Raw genomic sequence first — 16,535 nt, 5'->3', positions numbered from 1 at the left:
GTCAGGTTGAAGCGGGTGTTATACGCAATCGTTTACTGATGTATATTACATCTAAAATAGTTATCCTCAATTTTTATTAAATTAACAATTTTTTCATATTCAAAAGCTTTTTTAAATTCATTATACATTTCTTTATCCTCAAACATATCTTCAGATGAATCATATAAAATATCTAAATTATTATTTTTATCATAAATTATAACACTATATGTATCTAAAAAACCAGGATCCCATATAATTCCTACATAATTATCAAATATTCGTATACTTTCATTTTTTACATTATTCGTAATATAACTATCAAGCTCATTTTTATATTTTTTAAATTCAATTTTTAAAGCAATTCTTTCCGATAACTGATTTTTTATAATCAAAAAACTAAAGAAAATAGAAAACGCAATTGGTATTAAAAAAAATAATCCCCTTATTTTTTTTAGTTTTATAATGTTTGTTATAACAAATAAGATGTTTAAAATTATAACTAGCATACATAAATAAAAGTATATAAGTACTCCAATAACACTTAAACATCTTAATAATTGAAAAGAAAATATTGATAAAAGCATTAAACATATATTTGATATTATCACAATTATTCTGAAATATAATTTACTTTTTTCATCTTTAATAAAAAGAAACGGAATATAAATTATCAATAAAAAAAATATTATTATAAGACTCATTTTTATTTCCTAAGTAAGTTAATTATTATAATTACCAGACCGTCCGAAGGACTTTTATTTCGTTGATTTCCTAAACGAGTTTAAAATACTCAGATGAAAGCTTATTTTTACTTATCCAAGTAGATATTATAATAAAACAAAACTTTACTCACAGAACCTAAGCTTTTAATTTTAGTTTTAAGCCTTAAATTTACAAAAAACACCCTACTTTTTCAAAGTTGCAGTTAATTGTGCCTTCAGGCATCCGTATAACATTCGCTTAACCTACATTTGTGGCTCGTCCGCAATGTCAGGTTGAAGCGGGTGTTAGGTTTCTATTATTCTTTTGTCCAATCTTCGACTTTTAGTCCTGGTATTCTAGAAAATTCTCTTATATTATTTGTAACCACAATAAGATTTCTAGCTAAGCCTTGAGCAGCAATCTGTGTATCAAAAGGTCCAATTGCTATCCCTTTATTTTCAAGATAAGCCCTAATCATTCCGTATGTTTCTGTATCTTCTGTCGTAAAACCTATTATGTTAGTAAAATCGGAACAAAAATCCAAAAGAGCTTGGCGATTTTTTTCTCTAAATTGACTTTTCGCAGCACCATACTCCAACTCAGCAATTGTAATAGAAGAAAGAAATAATTCTTCTTTTTTACAGTTAAATATTTTTTCCTTTAAATATAGATTTTTATTCTTTATGAGGAAAATACAGATATTTGTATCTAGCAAATACATTAAAAAACTTCCCTTTCTTGCATTGTCGGTTGACTTCTTCCTTCTGTCATGAAATCATCAGAAAACTCAGAAAGACTTCTTTCAAGATTTTCCCAATTGCTTTCTTTTGGTGTTAGGATTATTGATGAACCGATTTTCTTGATAAATAATTCAGAAAAAGCAATATGAAATTCTTTAGGTATCCTTACAGCCTGACTATTTCCGCTTGTGAATACTTTTGCACAAACCATATCAGCACCTCCGTATATATTATAATATATACAAAAGTAAGATTATTGTCAACTTCTATTTGTCATAAAATCAATTTTTAGCTTTTTTTATTAACAATAAGTGGCACTACGTGCCATTAACCTAACATTCGCTTAACCTGCATTTGCGGCTACTCCGCAATGTCAGGTTGAAGCGGGTGTTAGACACTTTTAGTTTATTTAATCGCTTATATTAACAATTATGCTTTTAATTTTACACTATTTTGCTTTTTATTACTATATTTAATAAATAAAAAAACTTAAAATTTTACTATGAAGCTTTATTATTTACAAAACTAAACTTTTATAAATAATATTATCTTAAAATTATAAGCTTATTCTTAACAATTAGACTTTTTTTAGCCTATACAGCTTTTCATCATTAAATTAAAAAATCAACAATTTTACTATAAAGCTAAAATTTTACTTTACTTAGCAAATAATTATAATAATTACCATGACCGTCCGAAGGACTTTTATTTTGTTGATTTACTAAACGAGTTATAAAATCCTAAGATAAAACTTTATTTTTCCTTAACAAGTTAATTATTATAATCACCATGACCGTCCGAAGGACTTATAATTCATTGATTTCCTTAATAAGTTTTAAAATCCTAAGATACAAGATTTATTTTCCTTACCAAGTTAATTATTATAATTACCAGACCATCCGAAGGACTTTTATTTGTTGTTTTCCTTAACGAGTTTAAAACCCTAAGACAAAGTTTATTTTTCTTAACAAGTTAATTATTATAATTACCAGACCGTCCGAAGGACTTTTATTTTGTTGATTTACTTAGCAAGTTTTAAAATTCTTAGATAAAAATTTATTTTTCTTATCCAAGTAGATAATAATAAAACACAACTTTATTCAAAGAACCTAAGCTTTTAATTTGGGTTTTCGCTTTAATTTACAAAAAAATGCATCCCATTTTTCAAAGTTACAGTTAATCGTGCCGTAAGACATCGGTCTAACATCCGCCGCTTAACCTGCATTTGCGGCTCTTCCGCAATGTCAGGTTGAAGCGGGTGTTAGTTGATAACCATTTTTATTTTTCTTTTGCAGAATTAAATTTTACTATTTTATTCCAGTCGATTTCACCGGAAGATAAACAATAGTTTTGGATAAATTCTCCGGTAAATTTATTTATCATCTGTGTATATGACTGCATAAACTCATCACTCTTTTCTTTTGCTTTAAATCCTAACGGTTCAATGATATCAATATATAAATTTTCATCTCCTGAAATAAATTCCCAAAATTGCTGACCGCAGTATTTAAAATAATCACCTTTATCATAATTCTTTTCTTTACCGTAGCAGCAGCCGTTCACTGCAACAATATGTAACTGAGAGTTGCTTGTCCGTAATGTCTTTTTAGCTGTTTTAAAATCGGCAATCATTTTCTTAATTTGAGAACTGTTACCCCAATTAGGACTCGATTTTATACTGACAATATAACGTGTATTCTTATCATCAAATTCAAGGTCAATACCTTGTATACCGGATTTATAACCTCCATACACTTTAGAGTTAATGAAAAGAGCAAGTCCTTCAAGCCAGTCGCCAAAGATTGTTTCTTCATTTGAGGAAATATGAGCATTTAAAAATCCGGATACAATCTGTTCGGCAGTTAAAATATTTTTTGCTTTAAAAAGATACGGATTCTTTCTTTTTAAGATTGTCGATAGTTTTAAATTATCTAAACTGCTTATTCTCTTTTTATGAAAGGTACCAATATGGTTTTCAACATATATTTTTACGTCATCTATGCTCAAACTACCCATAGTTAACCTCACGTTCAAACAACATTATCTCTTGTTCATTGATTTTCTTTTGTACCTTTTCACAGTATTCATCTACAATATCAATTCCTATCGCATGACGGTTCATACGGTTTGCAACAAAGACTGTCGTACCCGATCCCATAAAAGGATCCAAGACAGTGTCATATTCTTGAGTAAATAATTTTATAAACCATTCAGGCAAACTTTCAGGGAATGCAGCACTATGGTTTTTGTTACCGCATTCAGTGGCTAAATGAAGGACATTGGTTGGATATGCCCTATCTCTTTCAAGCCAATTTGAAATATTTTTTCCAAAACCGCTTCCGACTTTTGAGTTGTCCCGTATTTTATCGACTTCCGATAAATTTTTAAGCCTATTTTTTGCCCAATCTCCCATAGGAACCATTACAGCTTCTTGATACATATTAAATTTTTTTATTTTATTGAATTGTAACAAACGCTCCCACGCATCCCTAAACCTGTTCGGCCATTTTCCGGGATAACAGTTTTTTTTGTGCCAAATAAATTCTTCTGTCCATAACCAGCCTTGCTTTTTCATTTCCAAGATTAATTCAAGAACATACGTGCTGCGTTCCCCGTTTTGAACCTTTTCTTTTATATTGAGAATAAAAGTACCGTCATTTTTCAAAACTCTAAAAAGCTCCGCAGCAATCGGAAGAAACCATGATACATATTTCTCCGGTTTTATACCGCCATACGTATTTTTCCGCTGATCGGCATAAGGAGGTGAGGTAACAATAAGGTCGACGGAAGAGTTGGGTAATGCTTTTAGTTTTTCCAGACAATCTCCCGATAATATATTCGTTGTTATCATAGTGTCTTATGAATAAATCCTTTTTGTAATTTTACACAAAAAACGATAATTAGTACAGTAATCCAAAAAATGCATTGCGCTAGCAATGTCCAACTAACATTCGCTTGACCTGCATTTGTGCCTTTGCCGAAGCGTATAGCGTAAGGCAAAGTTGGCACGAAAGTTGTATTAAAAAGGGAGCTGCACCAGCAGCGACCGCCTCCAGCAACTTTCGTGACAAAACAAGTGTCAGGTTGAAGCGGGTGTTAGATGAAATTTTCTATGTATTTTTATTCTTTTTCCATGTTATATAATCTTTTTTTGCTTTCATATCTTTTAGTTTATTCCATGCTTGCAAAGCCTCTTCTCGTGTTGCATTTTTTTCATTTGCCAGATAATCGCTTATAAAGTTATTAAATTTACAGGACGGGATTTGCGGAAGTTTTCCTTCAGTTTTATTTAAACGAATATATTCACAAATGACATCATTATATGTTATTTTTTTGCAATTAGAAAGTTTATTTTCAATCCAGCGATTAAGCCAATATTTCGCCCCTGATTTTGGTTTTAATCCTCGAACTCGTCTATCCATTTCACTATTTATGAATTCCCATGTTTCTTTTTTGTTGCTAAAATTTTCAACATAACTATGATTATTCAATATGTCCTTATTCCGGCTTTTACTCTGATAACTATTCTTTTTGTTTACAGTTCCTGTTTCCAAAAATCGAATAATAATGTCTTCAAGCTGATCCTTTCGTATTTTTGTGTGAAAAGGAATTTCAAGTAATTTTGCTAATCCTTTGAGTTCACTCATGTACCAATATTTATTCTCGAATTCTTTTATTGTCATATAGCTTTTTTTCTTATGAGCTGTAATTATTGTATAACTGTATGCATTAACGGTCATCACAATATCCTCAATACTTATATACCAATTTTTCCTTTTCTGATTATTGAATTTCTCTTATCAAGAATTTTATTTTTACACCACTCAACAACATCTTAGGTATTTAAATCAAGATTGCGTTTTATTTGCTCAATACCCATTTCAGTTGTATGAATTTTTTCTGAATTTTTACACAGAATTTCCGAATTATGTTCCATAATGATTTTATATCCGCATATTATTTTCTTCTGCATGCGACAGCATGTCCATCTAACTAACGCTTAACCTGCATTGCACAGCAATGTCAGCGTTGAAGCGGGTGTTATACGATTGTTCTATTCTACAATTCAATTTACCGCATAATGCTTTGCATACTGAGAAAGTACTTCATTCATCATAGTCTGATATTTTGTATTATTTTTCTTTGCTTCTGCTTTGAAAAAACTAATACAATCAGAATCTATTGAGATTGTTATTTTTTCTTTTGTTGTTTTTTTTATAAGCTCTGCTGGTGAAGGAAGAAAATCCGCCACTAATACGGCAGAATCCAATGCTTCCATTACTGCTTTTTCGGGGTTACTGTAAATGCTCTTCATAGAGTTTCTTTCCTTGGCGCCAATAGCCTGCGCCGAAAATCCTAATATTTTGACCGCGTATTGTAAAACGCACTGTCAAAATTCCTTCGTCTGTTTTTCCAATGCAAAAATAACGTTTTTCAGAACTGGAATGCTTTATATCTTCTAAAATCATACGGTTTGCATCAAAAAAAGTATCCTGCGCTTTTTCAAAAGAAACCTGATGCTTCCGTATGTTTTCAGAGTTTTTATTTTCATCCCATTCAAATGTCATATACATCTATATTATACATACTATTTTATGTATTTGTCAACACAAAATATTTCACACAAAATATTTCATAAAAGCGGTGAGTATGTGATGTAAGAAAGCTTTTTAAGCTGAATCTTAAAGTTCAATTTATTTTTTCAGCGATCTTGACTTACTGAAAAGATACTTCTTTGTTTTTTAATCGGCATATGCAACCACAGCGGATTCAAAGTTTCCATTATCATCAAAATAAATATATAATTCCCACATAGCAAGAAAACCATCAGATTTTAACCAATAAGAGACTTCTGTATCTTTAATTCGTCCTTCAAGTTCTGGTGTTCCAAGCAAATCAAATATTTCAGCTCTTTTCGGTTTATCTTCATTTAAATTTTTAATAAGCGAATCGGTCATATAAAATCGATTTTTTTCTCTCACCCATTGTTTTTTGTTAAATGGAATTTGTTTTTGTGAACATGAAACAAATACTATACAAAATAATATAAATATAATTGTAATTTTTCTCATTTATTATCCCATCACAGCGCCCAGCGGGCGTCCGTATAACATTCGCTTAACCTGCATTTGCGGCTACTCCGCAATGTCAGGTTGAAGCGAGTGTTAGACACTTTTATTTTATTTAATCGCTTATATTAACAATTATGCTTTTAATTTTACACTATTTTGCTTTTTATTACTATATTTAATAAATAAAAAAACTTAAAATTTTACTATGAAGCTTTATTATTTACAAAACTAAACTTTTATAAATAATATTATCTTAAAATTATAAGCTTATTCTTAACAATTAGACTTTATTTTTTAACCTATACAGCTTTTCATCATTAAATTAAAAAAATCAACAATTTTACTATAAAGCTAAAATTTTATTTTCATTAACAAATAATTATAATAATTACCAGACCGTCCGAAGGACTTTTATTTTGTCGATTTCCTTAACGAGTTTAAAATACTTAGATAAATTTTAATTTTCCTTAGAAAATAATTATTATAAACACAGACCGTCCGAAGGACTTTTAAATCGTTGATTTCCTTAAAAAGTTTAAAAACACTCAGATAAAACTTTATTTTCCTTAGAAAATAATTATTATAATTACAATGACCATCCAAAGGACTTTTATTTTGTTGATTTCCTTAACGAGTTTAAAAATCCTCAGATGAAAGTTTATTTTTCCTTATCAAAATAGATATTATAATAAAACAAAACTTTATTCAAAGAACCTAAGCTTTTAACTTGGGTTTTACGCTTTAATTTACAAAAAAATACACACTACTTTTTCAAAGTTGCAGTTAATTGTGCCGTTAGGCATCTGTCTAACATTCGCTTAACCTGCATTTGCGGCTCCTCCGCAATGTCAGGTTGAAGCGGGTGTTAGATGTATTTTTAAGCAGTTCATACAATAAGTTACGGAACTTTTTATTGCATTACTGTACTCAATTATTTTCCCTTTTATCGGGATTTAATTAGCAACTTAAACTTAGTTCGTAAATTCAACAATAAGTTGCTGGTTTCCGCCTTGTACTTCTTTTTTGATATGAAAGATTCCATTGCTGTATTGATCTTTTGTGTCCGCGTAAAATGATTTATAACTTGTTCGAACATTTGCATCAATGGAAGTTGTCTCCATTGAGAACTTCACTTTACAATTATGGGTATGGTCAGAATTTTTAGCGATCACCGTTACATCTTTTACAGTAATCGTTTTTTCTGTACCATCAGCAGGTATTTCGGTTTTTAATACAGCTGGAAATGCTATTTCATCGCCATTGGGGCTGGAAGAAAAACCTGATATTTCCACATAACAGGTTTTACCGGTTTCATTTTTAAATTTAAGTGAAATATTTTCCTTTACATAGTTAAAAGGTTTATTCCCGCACCCTATAATCATAAATAATGTGCTGAAAAGCACAACCAACATTCCAATTATTGAAACTAATCTTTTTTGTTTCATCTTTCGACCTTCCTTCTTGCAATGCCTTTTTTCATTGCAATTATTTTTATTTTTTGTCGAAAGAATGCTTTGATTGGTTCCGTTACCTGCCTGTCTTTAGGCAGGTCAATCTAACATCCGCTTAACCTGCAAACGGGCTCAGTCCCGTTTGTCAGCGTTGAAGCGGGTGTTAGAGATTTTTTCATACTCTTCATCAATTTCTTTGGCAATAGCTACAAAACTCTTATGCACTTCACGTAAATAAAACAGATAAATTCTAGCATCTGTTCCATTCATAAATTTATCGTTCTTTTTGAGATAGCCTTCAACCTTTTCAAGCGCATGATTATATTGATTCCAATCGCACTCTATGTATTCACTAAATTCCTTCCGCTCAATTAATTTCTGTTTAAATTCATCATAATGTTGTTTTACGCAATTCAACATGCTTAATGCAAAATCATCTTTTACATAATCTGAAGAATATAAACCTTCACCAATTTTTCAAAATAGTACCTCATGTTGTCTGGGAATACATTTTCCATTTTATTTTCCTTATATTGACACTTATGTTTGGTATCCAGTTCAATTAAATATTCTGATAATGAACTAATTATGGTATTTATTTCAATCGCTTGCTTTTTATCAATTCTACCAATTTAACTGTGATAAATTGGTCTCGTTTCTTTACCTGATCGGTTTTATATAATTCAAACTGAATTTTGATAATGTTATTCTTGAAATATATCCATAATACACACCCTCTCTTCTTTCCAGCTTGGTTGGGTGACCTATTGAAATGTTTCGTAAATTACGGATTTCTCTAAATACATCACATACTTTGGTCTCGACATTAAAACATTCTGTTAAATTAATTACTGCATCTTGCTGTGTAAACAGTGCTTGGAGAATACCATATGTATACAAGTATTTTCGCCCAATATCTTTTGGATATTTCTTACTAAGATAACTTTTAATAGCTAATATAGTATCATTAATTACATAAAGCGAACTACAAATTTGATTCCACAAATTATAGTCTTTGATAAGCTCATCTTGGTATCTACTGGTATTAATATATTCATAAACAAATTCTAATTTTTCTGTAGAGCTATCAAGATATTTAACAATTATTTTGTTATCAGTCATATATTTCTCTTCTGCCGCGCCGAAGGCGTCGCTCTAACATTCGCTTAACCTGCAAACGGGCTCAGTCCCGTTTGTCAGGTTGAAGCGAGTGTTAGGTTAAAATCTACCTTCGAAAACAGCATCTCTAAGACATTTGTTTATTCTTGTCTGATAACCTTTACCGGTTGCCTTCATCATTGCAAGAATATCAGCATCAATTTTAAATGAAATTGATACCTTTTTTGGTGTTATGTCGAAATACTCTTTATGATACGGAACAAATTCCTGTAATTCTTCCTTTGAGAATTTCGGAGAATCTTCATCATAGGTAATAGGGAATTTCTCAATTTCTGCAATTCGTTCAGCCGTTAATTTTTTTGATGTAATCATAATAGACCTCCTTCAAATCATTATCTGCTCTTTGAGCTGAAATAATTCTAATTCGTTCACGTTCCGTAAAAGTAGTTACAAGAACCAACATTCCATTTATACAACCTATACCATTCCATCTTTCTTCATCAACAGAATGATTTTTATCATATCGGACAAGAAAATATGGATCATCAAAGACATCCGTTATCTCTTCAAACCCGAAACCATGTTTTTTACAGTTGATTTCATTCTTTTCTTCATCCCATTCAAAACGACGATTTTCACTTATAACAGTTTTACCCATAAAATATCCCTATCAAAAGTATATATTTATAAGGATATATTGTCAAGCATATGCTTAAATTATGAAAAACGAAACTTTTATTTATTTAACAAATTTCAAATAAACTCCATAGCTAACTTTTTATTTTAGCATATATTAAGCTGTTTTCATTCTTAGCAAATCTAAGAATTATATTTTCAGTTTTAGACTTTATTAATATATAAATTTCTATACAAATTAATATATTTGCAGATTAAGTACAAGTCTTTCCGCAAGCGGTTAGCTTGTCAACCTAACATTCGCTTAACCTGCAAACGGGCTCAGTCCCGTTTGTCAGGTTGAAGCGAGTGTTAGGTTCCATATTTAATAATTCTATTTAGATATAAATATAATATTAAAATATTTATATCATATCTAAATCCATAACATAAATAAACATCAATAAGGCATCTGAACCTTACTAATATTTTCTTAACTATTTAGTTAATATATTTTAAAATTCCTTATTCTAAAATAATTTCACACCAAACACACCTGCCATAATAAAATAGACAATAATTGGCGATACATATGGTAGAAATGTTGCAATAATCCATCCTAATAAATTACCGCCAGCTTTAAACGATTGCCCCATAGTTGTTGCAATTTTATTTACAACATTTTTTATCAACCGTAAAAGTGTAAAAGTAATAGTACCAATAGGAATACCTGTAACAAATGTCAGAATAAATGGAGCATTTATATCAACTCCATTTTTAATCTTGCCATAAATAATTATTGCTATTGCATAAACAATAGACAAAATTAAACCTGTAATAAGCAATTTGATAAATTTGGGTTTAGGTTTATTATCAAGTATTGCTTGTTCAGGTTTTTCATATTCTGCACAATTTCCTTCATAAGGTTTACCTTGTGCTAGTTGAGCGGCTTTACATCCCGTATTTGCAGAACATTGATATTGATATTTACTATCACCTTTTATTTTTTTTAGATGATAACAACTACCACATCTAGAATCAGGAAAAGGTTCATTAAACCTGTAATCTCCAATACTAACATACATCATAAATTTTCTCCTATAAATATTTATTTTTGGTCGAAATAAATGTTATAGGTCGGTTCCGCACCTGCCTGCCGTAGGCAGGTCAACCTAACATTCGCTTAACCTGCATTTGCGGCTACTCCGCAATGTCAGGTTGAAGCGGGTGTTAGGTGTTTTCCATTACATAATTAAAATAAAAATTTATAAAATCATCTTTATTATAAGTTTCAGTTTTATTCATAAACATTATATTAATGAATTCTAACTTTGCATTTGCTAGAATATATGTTTTTGTTTCAATGTGTTTATTATAATTTCTAATAAGCATATTCTTTTTTATTCTTTCAGCAAATGAATTTACACATCTACTTTTATCTCTTGTTAATTTTGATAAAATTTTGTATTTTAGTAATCCACTTCTACTAAAAAAAGGTACGATTAGACTATCTAAAGATTCTAATAATGTAAGATTAGCAAATTCATTATTCAGATTTAAGATTTTTGAATAGAGATTTTTCCTAATTCTAATTTCATCAGCATATAACCACGTAAAATCCATTATATAATCATATAAAAGTAGCGGATCATTTTCTATTACAAAAAGAAAATACTCTTCCAGTACTTTTTTACATTTTATTCTATGAATATCTAAAGTATCACAGATTATACTCAATGCTTCTCTTCGTCTGGTATATGAAGAATCAAATAGCATTTTTTCACAAAATTTATAAATACAATCATTTTCATATTTTTTTAATATTAGTTCTCGATATTTATGTGAATGAGTTACTGAATCACAAATAAATGAACAAGGACTTTTCCATTCATGAATAGCATCATTTTCATAACATTTTTCAAAGAAAAGATTTATATCTTTAATTTGTAACAAGTCCTTGCATACTTCTTCCAAATATTCATATGTAAGATAATATGTATATTCTTTTACTTTTTGTATTAATTCATTCTCTTCCAATATTTTATCCTATTTTTACCCAAGGCTCCATATTATACACCTAACTTCTCGCTTAACCTGCAAACGGGCTCAGTCCCGTTTGTCAGCGTTGAAGCGAGTGTTAGGTCTCTATTTTATGGAATATTTCCGCTATATAGTCTATAAATATAATATACTATGTTAATTATGAATATGCACCCACTGACTTTTTGATATGCCTTATTATTCTTCCTTTCCCCTAAAACCATCAGTATTGTTGCAATACACAATGGAACTCCCATTATATTATAATCACAATAATTTTTTATATCACTCTTTAATAAACTAATCATTGCCCGTGTAACACCACATGTAGGGCAAGGGCATTTAAATAACGCTCTTACTATACAGGTCATATTATATAGTTCTTATTTGTAAGGCCAACTATTTATAGTTGGCCATTTTTTTATAATATTTGCATTAATGCATTGTAATTATAGTCCTTTGTTTTTCCGCTAATCTGTATCACATCTATTAGCCAAAGAACTCCACACAATCCTGCTGTCAATAATTTCAGAATTCCCATCCCGGTATTACCCAGCATAAATCTATCAACGCCAAATTTGCCAAGAAAAATACTTATAAGTAACATTGTTGTGGGATCTTTCATCTCAACTGAACTTATTGTAGCATATCTTGAATCATCGATAGTTGCCATTTTTTCCCGAATAATTGCTGCTTTTTCGCTAGGCAATTTTTTCCCATTTGATACAAAAAACATATCAATTTTATTTGCGTCCATTCTGGACCTCCTATAAATTTATTTTTAAGTCGAAATAAATGTTATAGGTCGGTTCCGCACCTGCCTGCCGTAGGCAGGTCAACCTAACATTCGCTTAACCTGCATTTGCGGCTCATCCGCAATGGCAGGTTGAAGCGGGTGTTAGGCATCTCTAATAAATATATATCTTATATTGCTGTTTTCCAGAAACATTGTTTTAATTGAACATTGAAAAGTTGATCCAATATATTTTTCGATATTATCTTCTTGAAATTTTACATACTGGTTATTTTTTAAATATTCTATTATATGTATTGGAAATAGCCTTTGAGCTGATAGCTCAGCACATCTATACTTTTCATACTCAGAATTAAAAAAAAGTGTAAAATTGGGAAATATGTTTAGAAGATTTGTATGCTTTGAAATATATTCATCTTTATGATACTGATTTGAATGCATATTTTCATAAAAGAAACAATCTGTTCCATCCAAACACAATTCATCATTATATGAACTATCTTTAATTTTTTATAAAACAAACTAAAATGATTATGTGAATATCTTCATATTCTCGATGCTTAAGTATTCTGTCTATTAAAGAATTGGTATCAGCAAGTAATTTGAAATATTCACATAGATGCTGACTGTCATATAAAGAAATAAATAATACATTCGTAGTATGATCAGCCTTATTTATTTTGCTTTTCATTAGTTTCAAATATTCTTCAAGTCGATAATCCTCCCTTGTTAATATACTGTATTGTTTATAATTCATCTTATCAGAAGTCTTATTATATAAATTTGGAATAATCTCGGTTTTAATTAGATTATGATCAAAATTATCTATACGATAATCAACAGAATAATACAATATATCCGTATTTAATCGCCTAATAAATCCAGGTGTCTTTATTTCAATATTGTAAATCCAATTGTCATAATTAACTTGAAAATCCACATCCTTATTTCCATTTATTTTTTTATCTTTAGTATATTCAATGTTTTTACTTTTTAGTGTATTCTCTACGATTATTTCACTGAATACCTGCATTTTCGCATCTTCATTTTGAGCTTTTTTAATTCGTGATAAATATTCTTCATTCATATTATCTTCCGCCCGAAGGGTCTGCTTAACATTCGCTTAACCTGCATTTGCGGCTACTCCGCAATGTCAGGTTGAAGCGGGTGTTAGACACTTTTAGTTTATTTAATCGCTTATATTAACAATTGTGCTTTTAATTTTACACTATTTTGCTTTTTATTACTATATTTAATAAATAAACTTAAAATTTTATTATAAAGCTTTATTATTTACAAAACTAAACTTTTATAAATAATATTATCTTAAAATTATAAGCTTATTCTTAACAATTAGACTTTTTTTAACCTATACAGCTTTTCATCATTAAATTTAAAAAATCAACAATTTTACTATAAGGCTAAAATTTTATTTTACTTAGCAAATAATTATAATAATTACCATGACCGTCCGAAGGACTTTTATTTTGTTGATTTACTAAACGAGTTATAAAATCCCAAGATAAAACTTTATTTTTCCTTAACAAGTTAATTATTATAATTACCAGACCGTCCGAAGGACTTTTATTTGTTGTTTTCCTTAGCGAGTTTAAAACCCTCAGACGAAAGTTTTCTTTTCCTTAATCAAGTAAATATTATAATAAAACATAACTTTACTCAAAGAATCTAAGCTTTTAATTTGGATTTTACACTTTTATGTATTAAAAAATACACCCTATTTTTTTCAAAGTTGCAGTTAATTGTGCCGTTAGGCATCTGTCTAACATTCGCTTAACCTGCATTTGCGAGCTTGACTCGCAATGTCAGGTTGAAGCGGGTGTTAGATTTTCTTTTTATTAACTATAAATAAATAGTATATGTAATAATCACGGCACTTATTACTACATATACTAAAATTACTTCCCTTTTTTATTTGGATTAAGCTGCCCGCCACGATTACCTTGATTTTGGTCATACTGGCGATTTGTTCCGGATGTTCCCTTGTTGGGATTTTGCATATTTGATTGATTATCAGTCGGTTTTATTGGTTTATTTTTGCTCATAGTATTCCTCCGTATCTATTTAAAAACAAAGCGAATTTTAATCTTTCCATCAACAATATCGGATGCCTCTACCCTATATGACATTACCAAATTAGTTTCATACTCCTGCTTAACATCGTTGATATACCAGTTTTCAACAACTTTACCTGTAGGTAAAATCGCTTCAAACATCAATTTATCCTTTTCTTGTATTTGACTTCCACTTGTTACATCTATATAAGGGTATGAATTCTTTTTTTTGCATTTTATACTTGCAGTATCAAATTCTATATTTCCTTTTACAGGATTTTTAGTTGTAAACCTAACTTTAAGATTTCCACCTATAATATCGGAAGCCTCTACCCTATATGACATTACCGAATTAGTTTTATGTTCTTGTTTAACATCATTGATATACCAATTCTCGACAATTTTATCTGAAGACAAAATCGCTTCAAACAGCAATTCATCCTTTTCTTGTATTTGGCTTTCATTTGTTACATCCGTATAAGGGGATGAATTCGTTTTTTTGCATTTTATGCTTGCAGTATCAAACTCTATATTTCCTTTTACAGGATTTTTAGTTGTAAACCTAACTTTAAGATTTCCACCTATAATATCGGAAGCCTCTACCCTATATGACATTACCGAATTAGTTTTATGTTCTTGTTTAACATCATTGATATACCAATTCTCGACAATTTTATCTGAAGGCAAAATCGCTTCAAACAGCAATTCATCCTTTTCTTGTATTTGGCTTCCACTTGTTACATCCCTATAAGGATATGAATTTATTTTTTTGCATTTTACACTTGTAGAATCAAACTCTACTATACTTTTTGTTGATATTCCGCCATTAGCCTGCGGACAACCAGTAATTAAAACTACTGCACTAATTGTTAAAACTAATGCTCCAACCATTGAAACTAATCTTTTTTGTTTCATCTTTCGACCTTCCTTCTTGCAATTTCCTTTTAATTGCAATTATCTTTATTTTTCATCGAAAGAATGCTTTGATTGGTTCCGCTCATGCCTGCCTCAAGGCAGGTCAATCTAACATTCGCTTAACCTGCTTTGCGGCTCGTCCGCAATGTCAGGTTGAAGCGGGTGTTAGATGATTTTATTTTACCTATCCCACTTATCTTAACAATTATCCTCTTAATCTTACACTATTTCGCTTTTATTACTACATATTCAATAAAAAAAGCTTAAAATTTTACTGTAAGGCTAAAATTTTATTACTACTTAACAAATAACTATAATAATTACCGTGACCGTCCGAAGGACTTTTATTTCGTTGATTTTCTTAACTAGTTTTAAAATCCTTAGATAAAAGTTTTATTTTACTTAACAAGTTAATTATTATAATTACCATGACCGTCCGAAGGACTTTTATTTTATTGATTTCCTTAACGAGTTTAAAATACTTAGATGTATTTTAATTTTCTGTAGAAAGCAATTATTATAAACACAGACCGTCCGAAGGACTTTTAACTCGTCGATTTCCTTAAAAGGTTAAAACACTCAGATAAAAGTTATTTTTCCTTAGAAAGTAATTATCATAATTACCAGACCGTCCGAAGGACTTTTAACTCGTTGATTTCCTTAGCAAGTTTTAAAATTCTTAGATAAAAATTTATTTTTCTTATCCAAGTAAATATTATAATAAAACATAACTTTACTCAAAGAACCTAAGCTTTTAATTTGGGTTTTACACTTTAATTTACAAAAAAATACACCCTACTTTTGTTAATTGTGCCGTTAGGCATCCATCTAACATTCGCTTAACCTGCATTTGCGGCTTGTCCGCAATGTCAGGTTGAAGCGAGTGTTAGATGATTTTATTTTACCTATCCTGCTTATATTAACAATTATGCTTTTAATTTTATACTATTTTGCTTTTTATTACAATATTTAATAAATAAAAACTTAAAATTTTACTATAAAGCTTTATTATTTGCATATATAACTTTCATATTACTTAACGCATATATTAAAAACTATTATTTTAACTATAA

At 29.7% G+C, this 16,535-nt stretch carries 21 protein-coding genes; all 21 read right to left on the bottom strand.

The features are described from left to right. Positions 1 to 32: 32 nt before the first annotated feature. Positions 33 to 683, bottom strand: coding sequence for a hypothetical protein (locus E4O01_RS04385; RefSeq protein WP_253679575.1), 651 nt, complete (start codon positions 681 to 683; stop codon positions 33 to 35). A gap of 317 nt (positions 684 to 1,000) precedes the next feature. Further along, on the bottom strand, positions 1,001 to 1,405 hold the full coding sequence (locus E4O01_RS04380; RefSeq protein ID WP_253694619.1) for a type II toxin-antitoxin system tRNA(fMet)-specific endonuclease VapC: 405 nt from the start codon (positions 1,403 to 1,405) through the stop codon (positions 1,001 to 1,003). Next, positions 1,405 to 1,635, bottom strand: coding sequence for a type II toxin-antitoxin system antitoxin VapB (locus E4O01_RS04375; RefSeq protein ID WP_253694618.1), 231 nt, complete (start codon positions 1,633 to 1,635; stop codon positions 1,405 to 1,407). Before E4O01_RS04375 ends, E4O01_RS04380 begins: the two co-directional genes overlap by 1 nt. Positions 1,636 to 2,702: 1,067 nt before the next feature. Beyond that, the gene (locus tag E4O01_RS04370; RefSeq protein WP_253730186.1) at positions 2,703 to 3,440 is read right to left on the bottom strand and encodes a PmeII family type II restriction endonuclease; all 738 of its coding nucleotides are present in this window, start codon (positions 3,438 to 3,440) and stop codon (positions 2,703 to 2,705) included. Next, positions 3,433 to 4,275: a DNA-methyltransferase gene (locus E4O01_RS04365; RefSeq protein ID WP_253694616.1), complete on the bottom strand. Its 843-nt coding sequence runs from the start codon at positions 4,273 to 4,275 to the stop codon at positions 3,433 to 3,435. The genes E4O01_RS04370 and E4O01_RS04365 overlap by 8 nt, the downstream gene beginning before the upstream one ends. Positions 4,276 to 4,534: 259 nt before the next feature. After that, complete coding sequence (locus E4O01_RS04360) at positions 4,535 to 5,167, bottom strand: SAP domain-containing protein (RefSeq protein WP_253694615.1); 633 nt, start codon at positions 5,165 to 5,167, stop codon at positions 4,535 to 4,537. Positions 5,168 to 5,490: 323 nt separating this feature from the next. Continuing rightward, the gene (locus E4O01_RS04355) at positions 5,491 to 5,703 is read right to left on the bottom strand and encodes a BrnA antitoxin family protein (RefSeq protein ID WP_253694590.1); all 213 of its coding nucleotides are present in this window, start codon (positions 5,701 to 5,703) and stop codon (positions 5,491 to 5,493) included. A gap of 16 nt (positions 5,704 to 5,719) precedes the next feature. Then, the gene (locus E4O01_RS04350; RefSeq protein WP_253694589.1) at positions 5,720 to 5,992 is read right to left on the bottom strand and encodes a BrnT family toxin; all 273 of its coding nucleotides are present in this window, start codon (positions 5,990 to 5,992) and stop codon (positions 5,720 to 5,722) included. 174 nt (positions 5,993 to 6,166) lie between these two features. After that, complete coding sequence (locus E4O01_RS04345; protein WP_253694588.1) at positions 6,167 to 6,496, bottom strand: hypothetical protein; 330 nt, start codon at positions 6,494 to 6,496, stop codon at positions 6,167 to 6,169. A gap of 971 nt (positions 6,497 to 7,467) precedes the next feature. Then, complete coding sequence (locus E4O01_RS04340) at positions 7,468 to 7,941, bottom strand: hypothetical protein (RefSeq protein WP_253694613.1); 474 nt, start codon at positions 7,939 to 7,941, stop codon at positions 7,468 to 7,470. A 138-nt stretch (positions 7,942 to 8,079) separates the two neighbouring features. Beyond that, complete coding sequence (locus E4O01_RS04335; protein WP_253694555.1) at positions 8,080 to 8,367, bottom strand: hypothetical protein; 288 nt, start codon at positions 8,365 to 8,367, stop codon at positions 8,080 to 8,082. 240 nt (positions 8,368 to 8,607) lie between these two features. Beyond that, the gene (locus E4O01_RS04330) at positions 8,608 to 9,069 is read right to left on the bottom strand and encodes a hypothetical protein (RefSeq protein ID WP_253730185.1); all 462 of its coding nucleotides are present in this window, start codon (positions 9,067 to 9,069) and stop codon (positions 8,608 to 8,610) included. A gap of 96 nt (positions 9,070 to 9,165) precedes the next feature. Next, entirely contained in the window at positions 9,166 to 9,438 is a 273-nt protein-coding gene (locus E4O01_RS04325; RefSeq protein WP_253687624.1) for a BrnA antitoxin family protein, read from the bottom strand. Next, entirely contained in the window at positions 9,410 to 9,724 is a 315-nt protein-coding gene (locus E4O01_RS04320; protein WP_253687623.1) for a BrnT family toxin, read from the bottom strand. The genes E4O01_RS04325 and E4O01_RS04320 overlap by 29 nt, the downstream gene beginning before the upstream one ends. Positions 9,725 to 10,211: 487 nt before the next feature. Beyond that, positions 10,212 to 10,769, bottom strand: a complete 558-nt coding sequence (locus E4O01_RS04315) for a hypothetical protein (RefSeq protein ID WP_253694611.1) — start codon at positions 10,767 to 10,769, stop codon at positions 10,212 to 10,214. Between the two features lie 142 nt (positions 10,770 to 10,911). Then, on the bottom strand, positions 10,912 to 11,718 hold the full coding sequence (locus E4O01_RS04310) for a hypothetical protein (RefSeq protein WP_253694610.1): 807 nt from the start codon (positions 11,716 to 11,718) through the stop codon (positions 10,912 to 10,914). Between the two features lie 113 nt (positions 11,719 to 11,831). Next, positions 11,832 to 12,092, bottom strand: a complete 261-nt coding sequence (locus E4O01_RS04305) for a DUF2752 domain-containing protein (protein WP_256484110.1) — start codon at positions 12,090 to 12,092, stop codon at positions 11,832 to 11,834. Positions 12,093 to 12,142: 50 nt separating this feature from the next. Continuing rightward, positions 12,143 to 12,478, bottom strand: coding sequence for a TM2 domain-containing protein (locus tag E4O01_RS04300; RefSeq protein WP_253730184.1), 336 nt, complete (start codon positions 12,476 to 12,478; stop codon positions 12,143 to 12,145). A 499-nt stretch (positions 12,479 to 12,977) separates the two neighbouring features. Then, a complete protein-coding gene (locus tag E4O01_RS04295) occupies positions 12,978 to 13,562 on the bottom strand; it encodes a hypothetical protein (RefSeq protein ID WP_253730183.1) in 585 nt (194 codons plus the stop codon). Positions 13,563 to 14,391: 829 nt separating this feature from the next. Then, positions 14,392 to 14,538 (bottom strand): hypothetical protein, encoded by a 147-nt coding sequence (locus E4O01_RS04290; RefSeq protein WP_253679525.1) that lies wholly within the window; start codon positions 14,536 to 14,538, stop codon positions 14,392 to 14,394. Positions 14,539 to 14,553: 15 nt separating this feature from the next. Beyond that, positions 14,554 to 15,462: a hypothetical protein gene (locus tag E4O01_RS04285; RefSeq protein ID WP_253694608.1), complete on the bottom strand. Its 909-nt coding sequence runs from the start codon at positions 15,460 to 15,462 to the stop codon at positions 14,554 to 14,556. Positions 15,463 to 16,535: the final 1,073 nt, after the last annotated feature.

The sequence above is a fragment of the Treponema sp. OMZ 790 genome (genome assembly GCF_024181285.1).
Classification (GTDB): domain Bacteria; phylum Spirochaetota; class Spirochaetia; order Treponematales; family Treponemataceae; genus Treponema_B.
Note: the sequence above shows the minus strand (reverse complement) of the source record. Positions and strands in the feature narration are given on the sequence as shown.

Bases quoted from the DNA above. Each gene is read 5' to 3' on its own strand.
- E4O01_RS04385 (WP_253679575.1), bottom strand. From the start codon at position 683: ATGAGTCTTATAATAATATTTTTTTTATTGATAATTTATATTCCGTTT.
- E4O01_RS04380 (WP_253694619.1), bottom strand. From the start codon at position 1,405: ATGTATTTGCTAGATACAAATATCTGTATTTTCCTCATAAAGAATAAA.
- E4O01_RS04375 (WP_253694618.1), bottom strand. From the start codon at position 1,635: ATGGTTTGTGCAAAAGTATTCACAAGCGGAAATAGTCAGGCTGTAAGG.
- E4O01_RS04370 (WP_253730186.1), bottom strand. From the start codon at position 3,440: ATGGGTAGTTTGAGCATAGATGACGTAAAAATATATGTTGAAAACCAT.
- E4O01_RS04365 (WP_253694616.1), bottom strand. From the start codon at position 4,275: ATGATAACAACGAATATATTATCGGGAGATTGTCTGGAAAAACTAAAA.
- E4O01_RS04355 (WP_253694590.1), bottom strand. From the start codon at position 5,703: ATGGAAGCATTGGATTCTGCCGTATTAGTGGCGGATTTTCTTCCTTCA.
- E4O01_RS04350 (WP_253694589.1), bottom strand. From the start codon at position 5,992: ATGACATTTGAATGGGATGAAAATAAAAACTCTGAAAACATACGGAAG.
- E4O01_RS04345 (WP_253694588.1), bottom strand. From the start codon at position 6,496: ATGAGAAAAATTACAATTATATTTATATTATTTTGTATAGTATTTGTT.
- E4O01_RS04340 (WP_253694613.1), bottom strand. From the start codon at position 7,941: ATGAAACAAAAAAGATTAGTTTCAATAATTGGAATGTTGGTTGTGCTT.
- E4O01_RS04335 (WP_253694555.1), bottom strand. From the start codon at position 8,367: ATGTTGAATTGCGTAAAACAACATTATGATGAATTTAAACAGAAATTA.
- E4O01_RS04330 (WP_253730185.1), bottom strand. From the start codon at position 9,069: ATGACTGATAACAAAATAATTGTTAAATATCTTGATAGCTCTACAGAA.
- E4O01_RS04325 (WP_253687624.1), bottom strand. From the start codon at position 9,438: ATGATTACATCAAAAAAATTAACGGCTGAACGAATTGCAGAAATTGAG.
- E4O01_RS04320 (WP_253687623.1), bottom strand. From the start codon at position 9,724: ATGGGTAAAACTGTTATAAGTGAAAATCGTCGTTTTGAATGGGATGAA.
- E4O01_RS04315 (WP_253694611.1), bottom strand. From the start codon at position 10,769: ATGATGTATGTTAGTATTGGAGATTACAGGTTTAATGAACCTTTTCCT.
- E4O01_RS04305 (WP_256484110.1), bottom strand. From the start codon at position 12,092: ATGACCTGTATAGTAAGAGCGTTATTTAAATGCCCTTGCCCTACATGT.
- E4O01_RS04300 (WP_253730184.1), bottom strand. From the start codon at position 12,478: ATGGACGCAAATAAAATTGATATGTTTTTTGTATCAAATGGGAAAAAA.
- E4O01_RS04295 (WP_253730183.1), bottom strand. From the start codon at position 13,562: ATGAATGAAGAATATTTATCACGAATTAAAAAAGCTCAAAATGAAGAT.
- E4O01_RS04290 (WP_253679525.1), bottom strand. From the start codon at position 14,538: ATGAGCAAAAATAAACCAATAAAACCGACTGATAATCAATCAAATATG.
- E4O01_RS04285 (WP_253694608.1), bottom strand. From the start codon at position 15,462: ATGAAACAAAAAAGATTAGTTTCAATGGTTGGAGCATTAGTTTTAACA.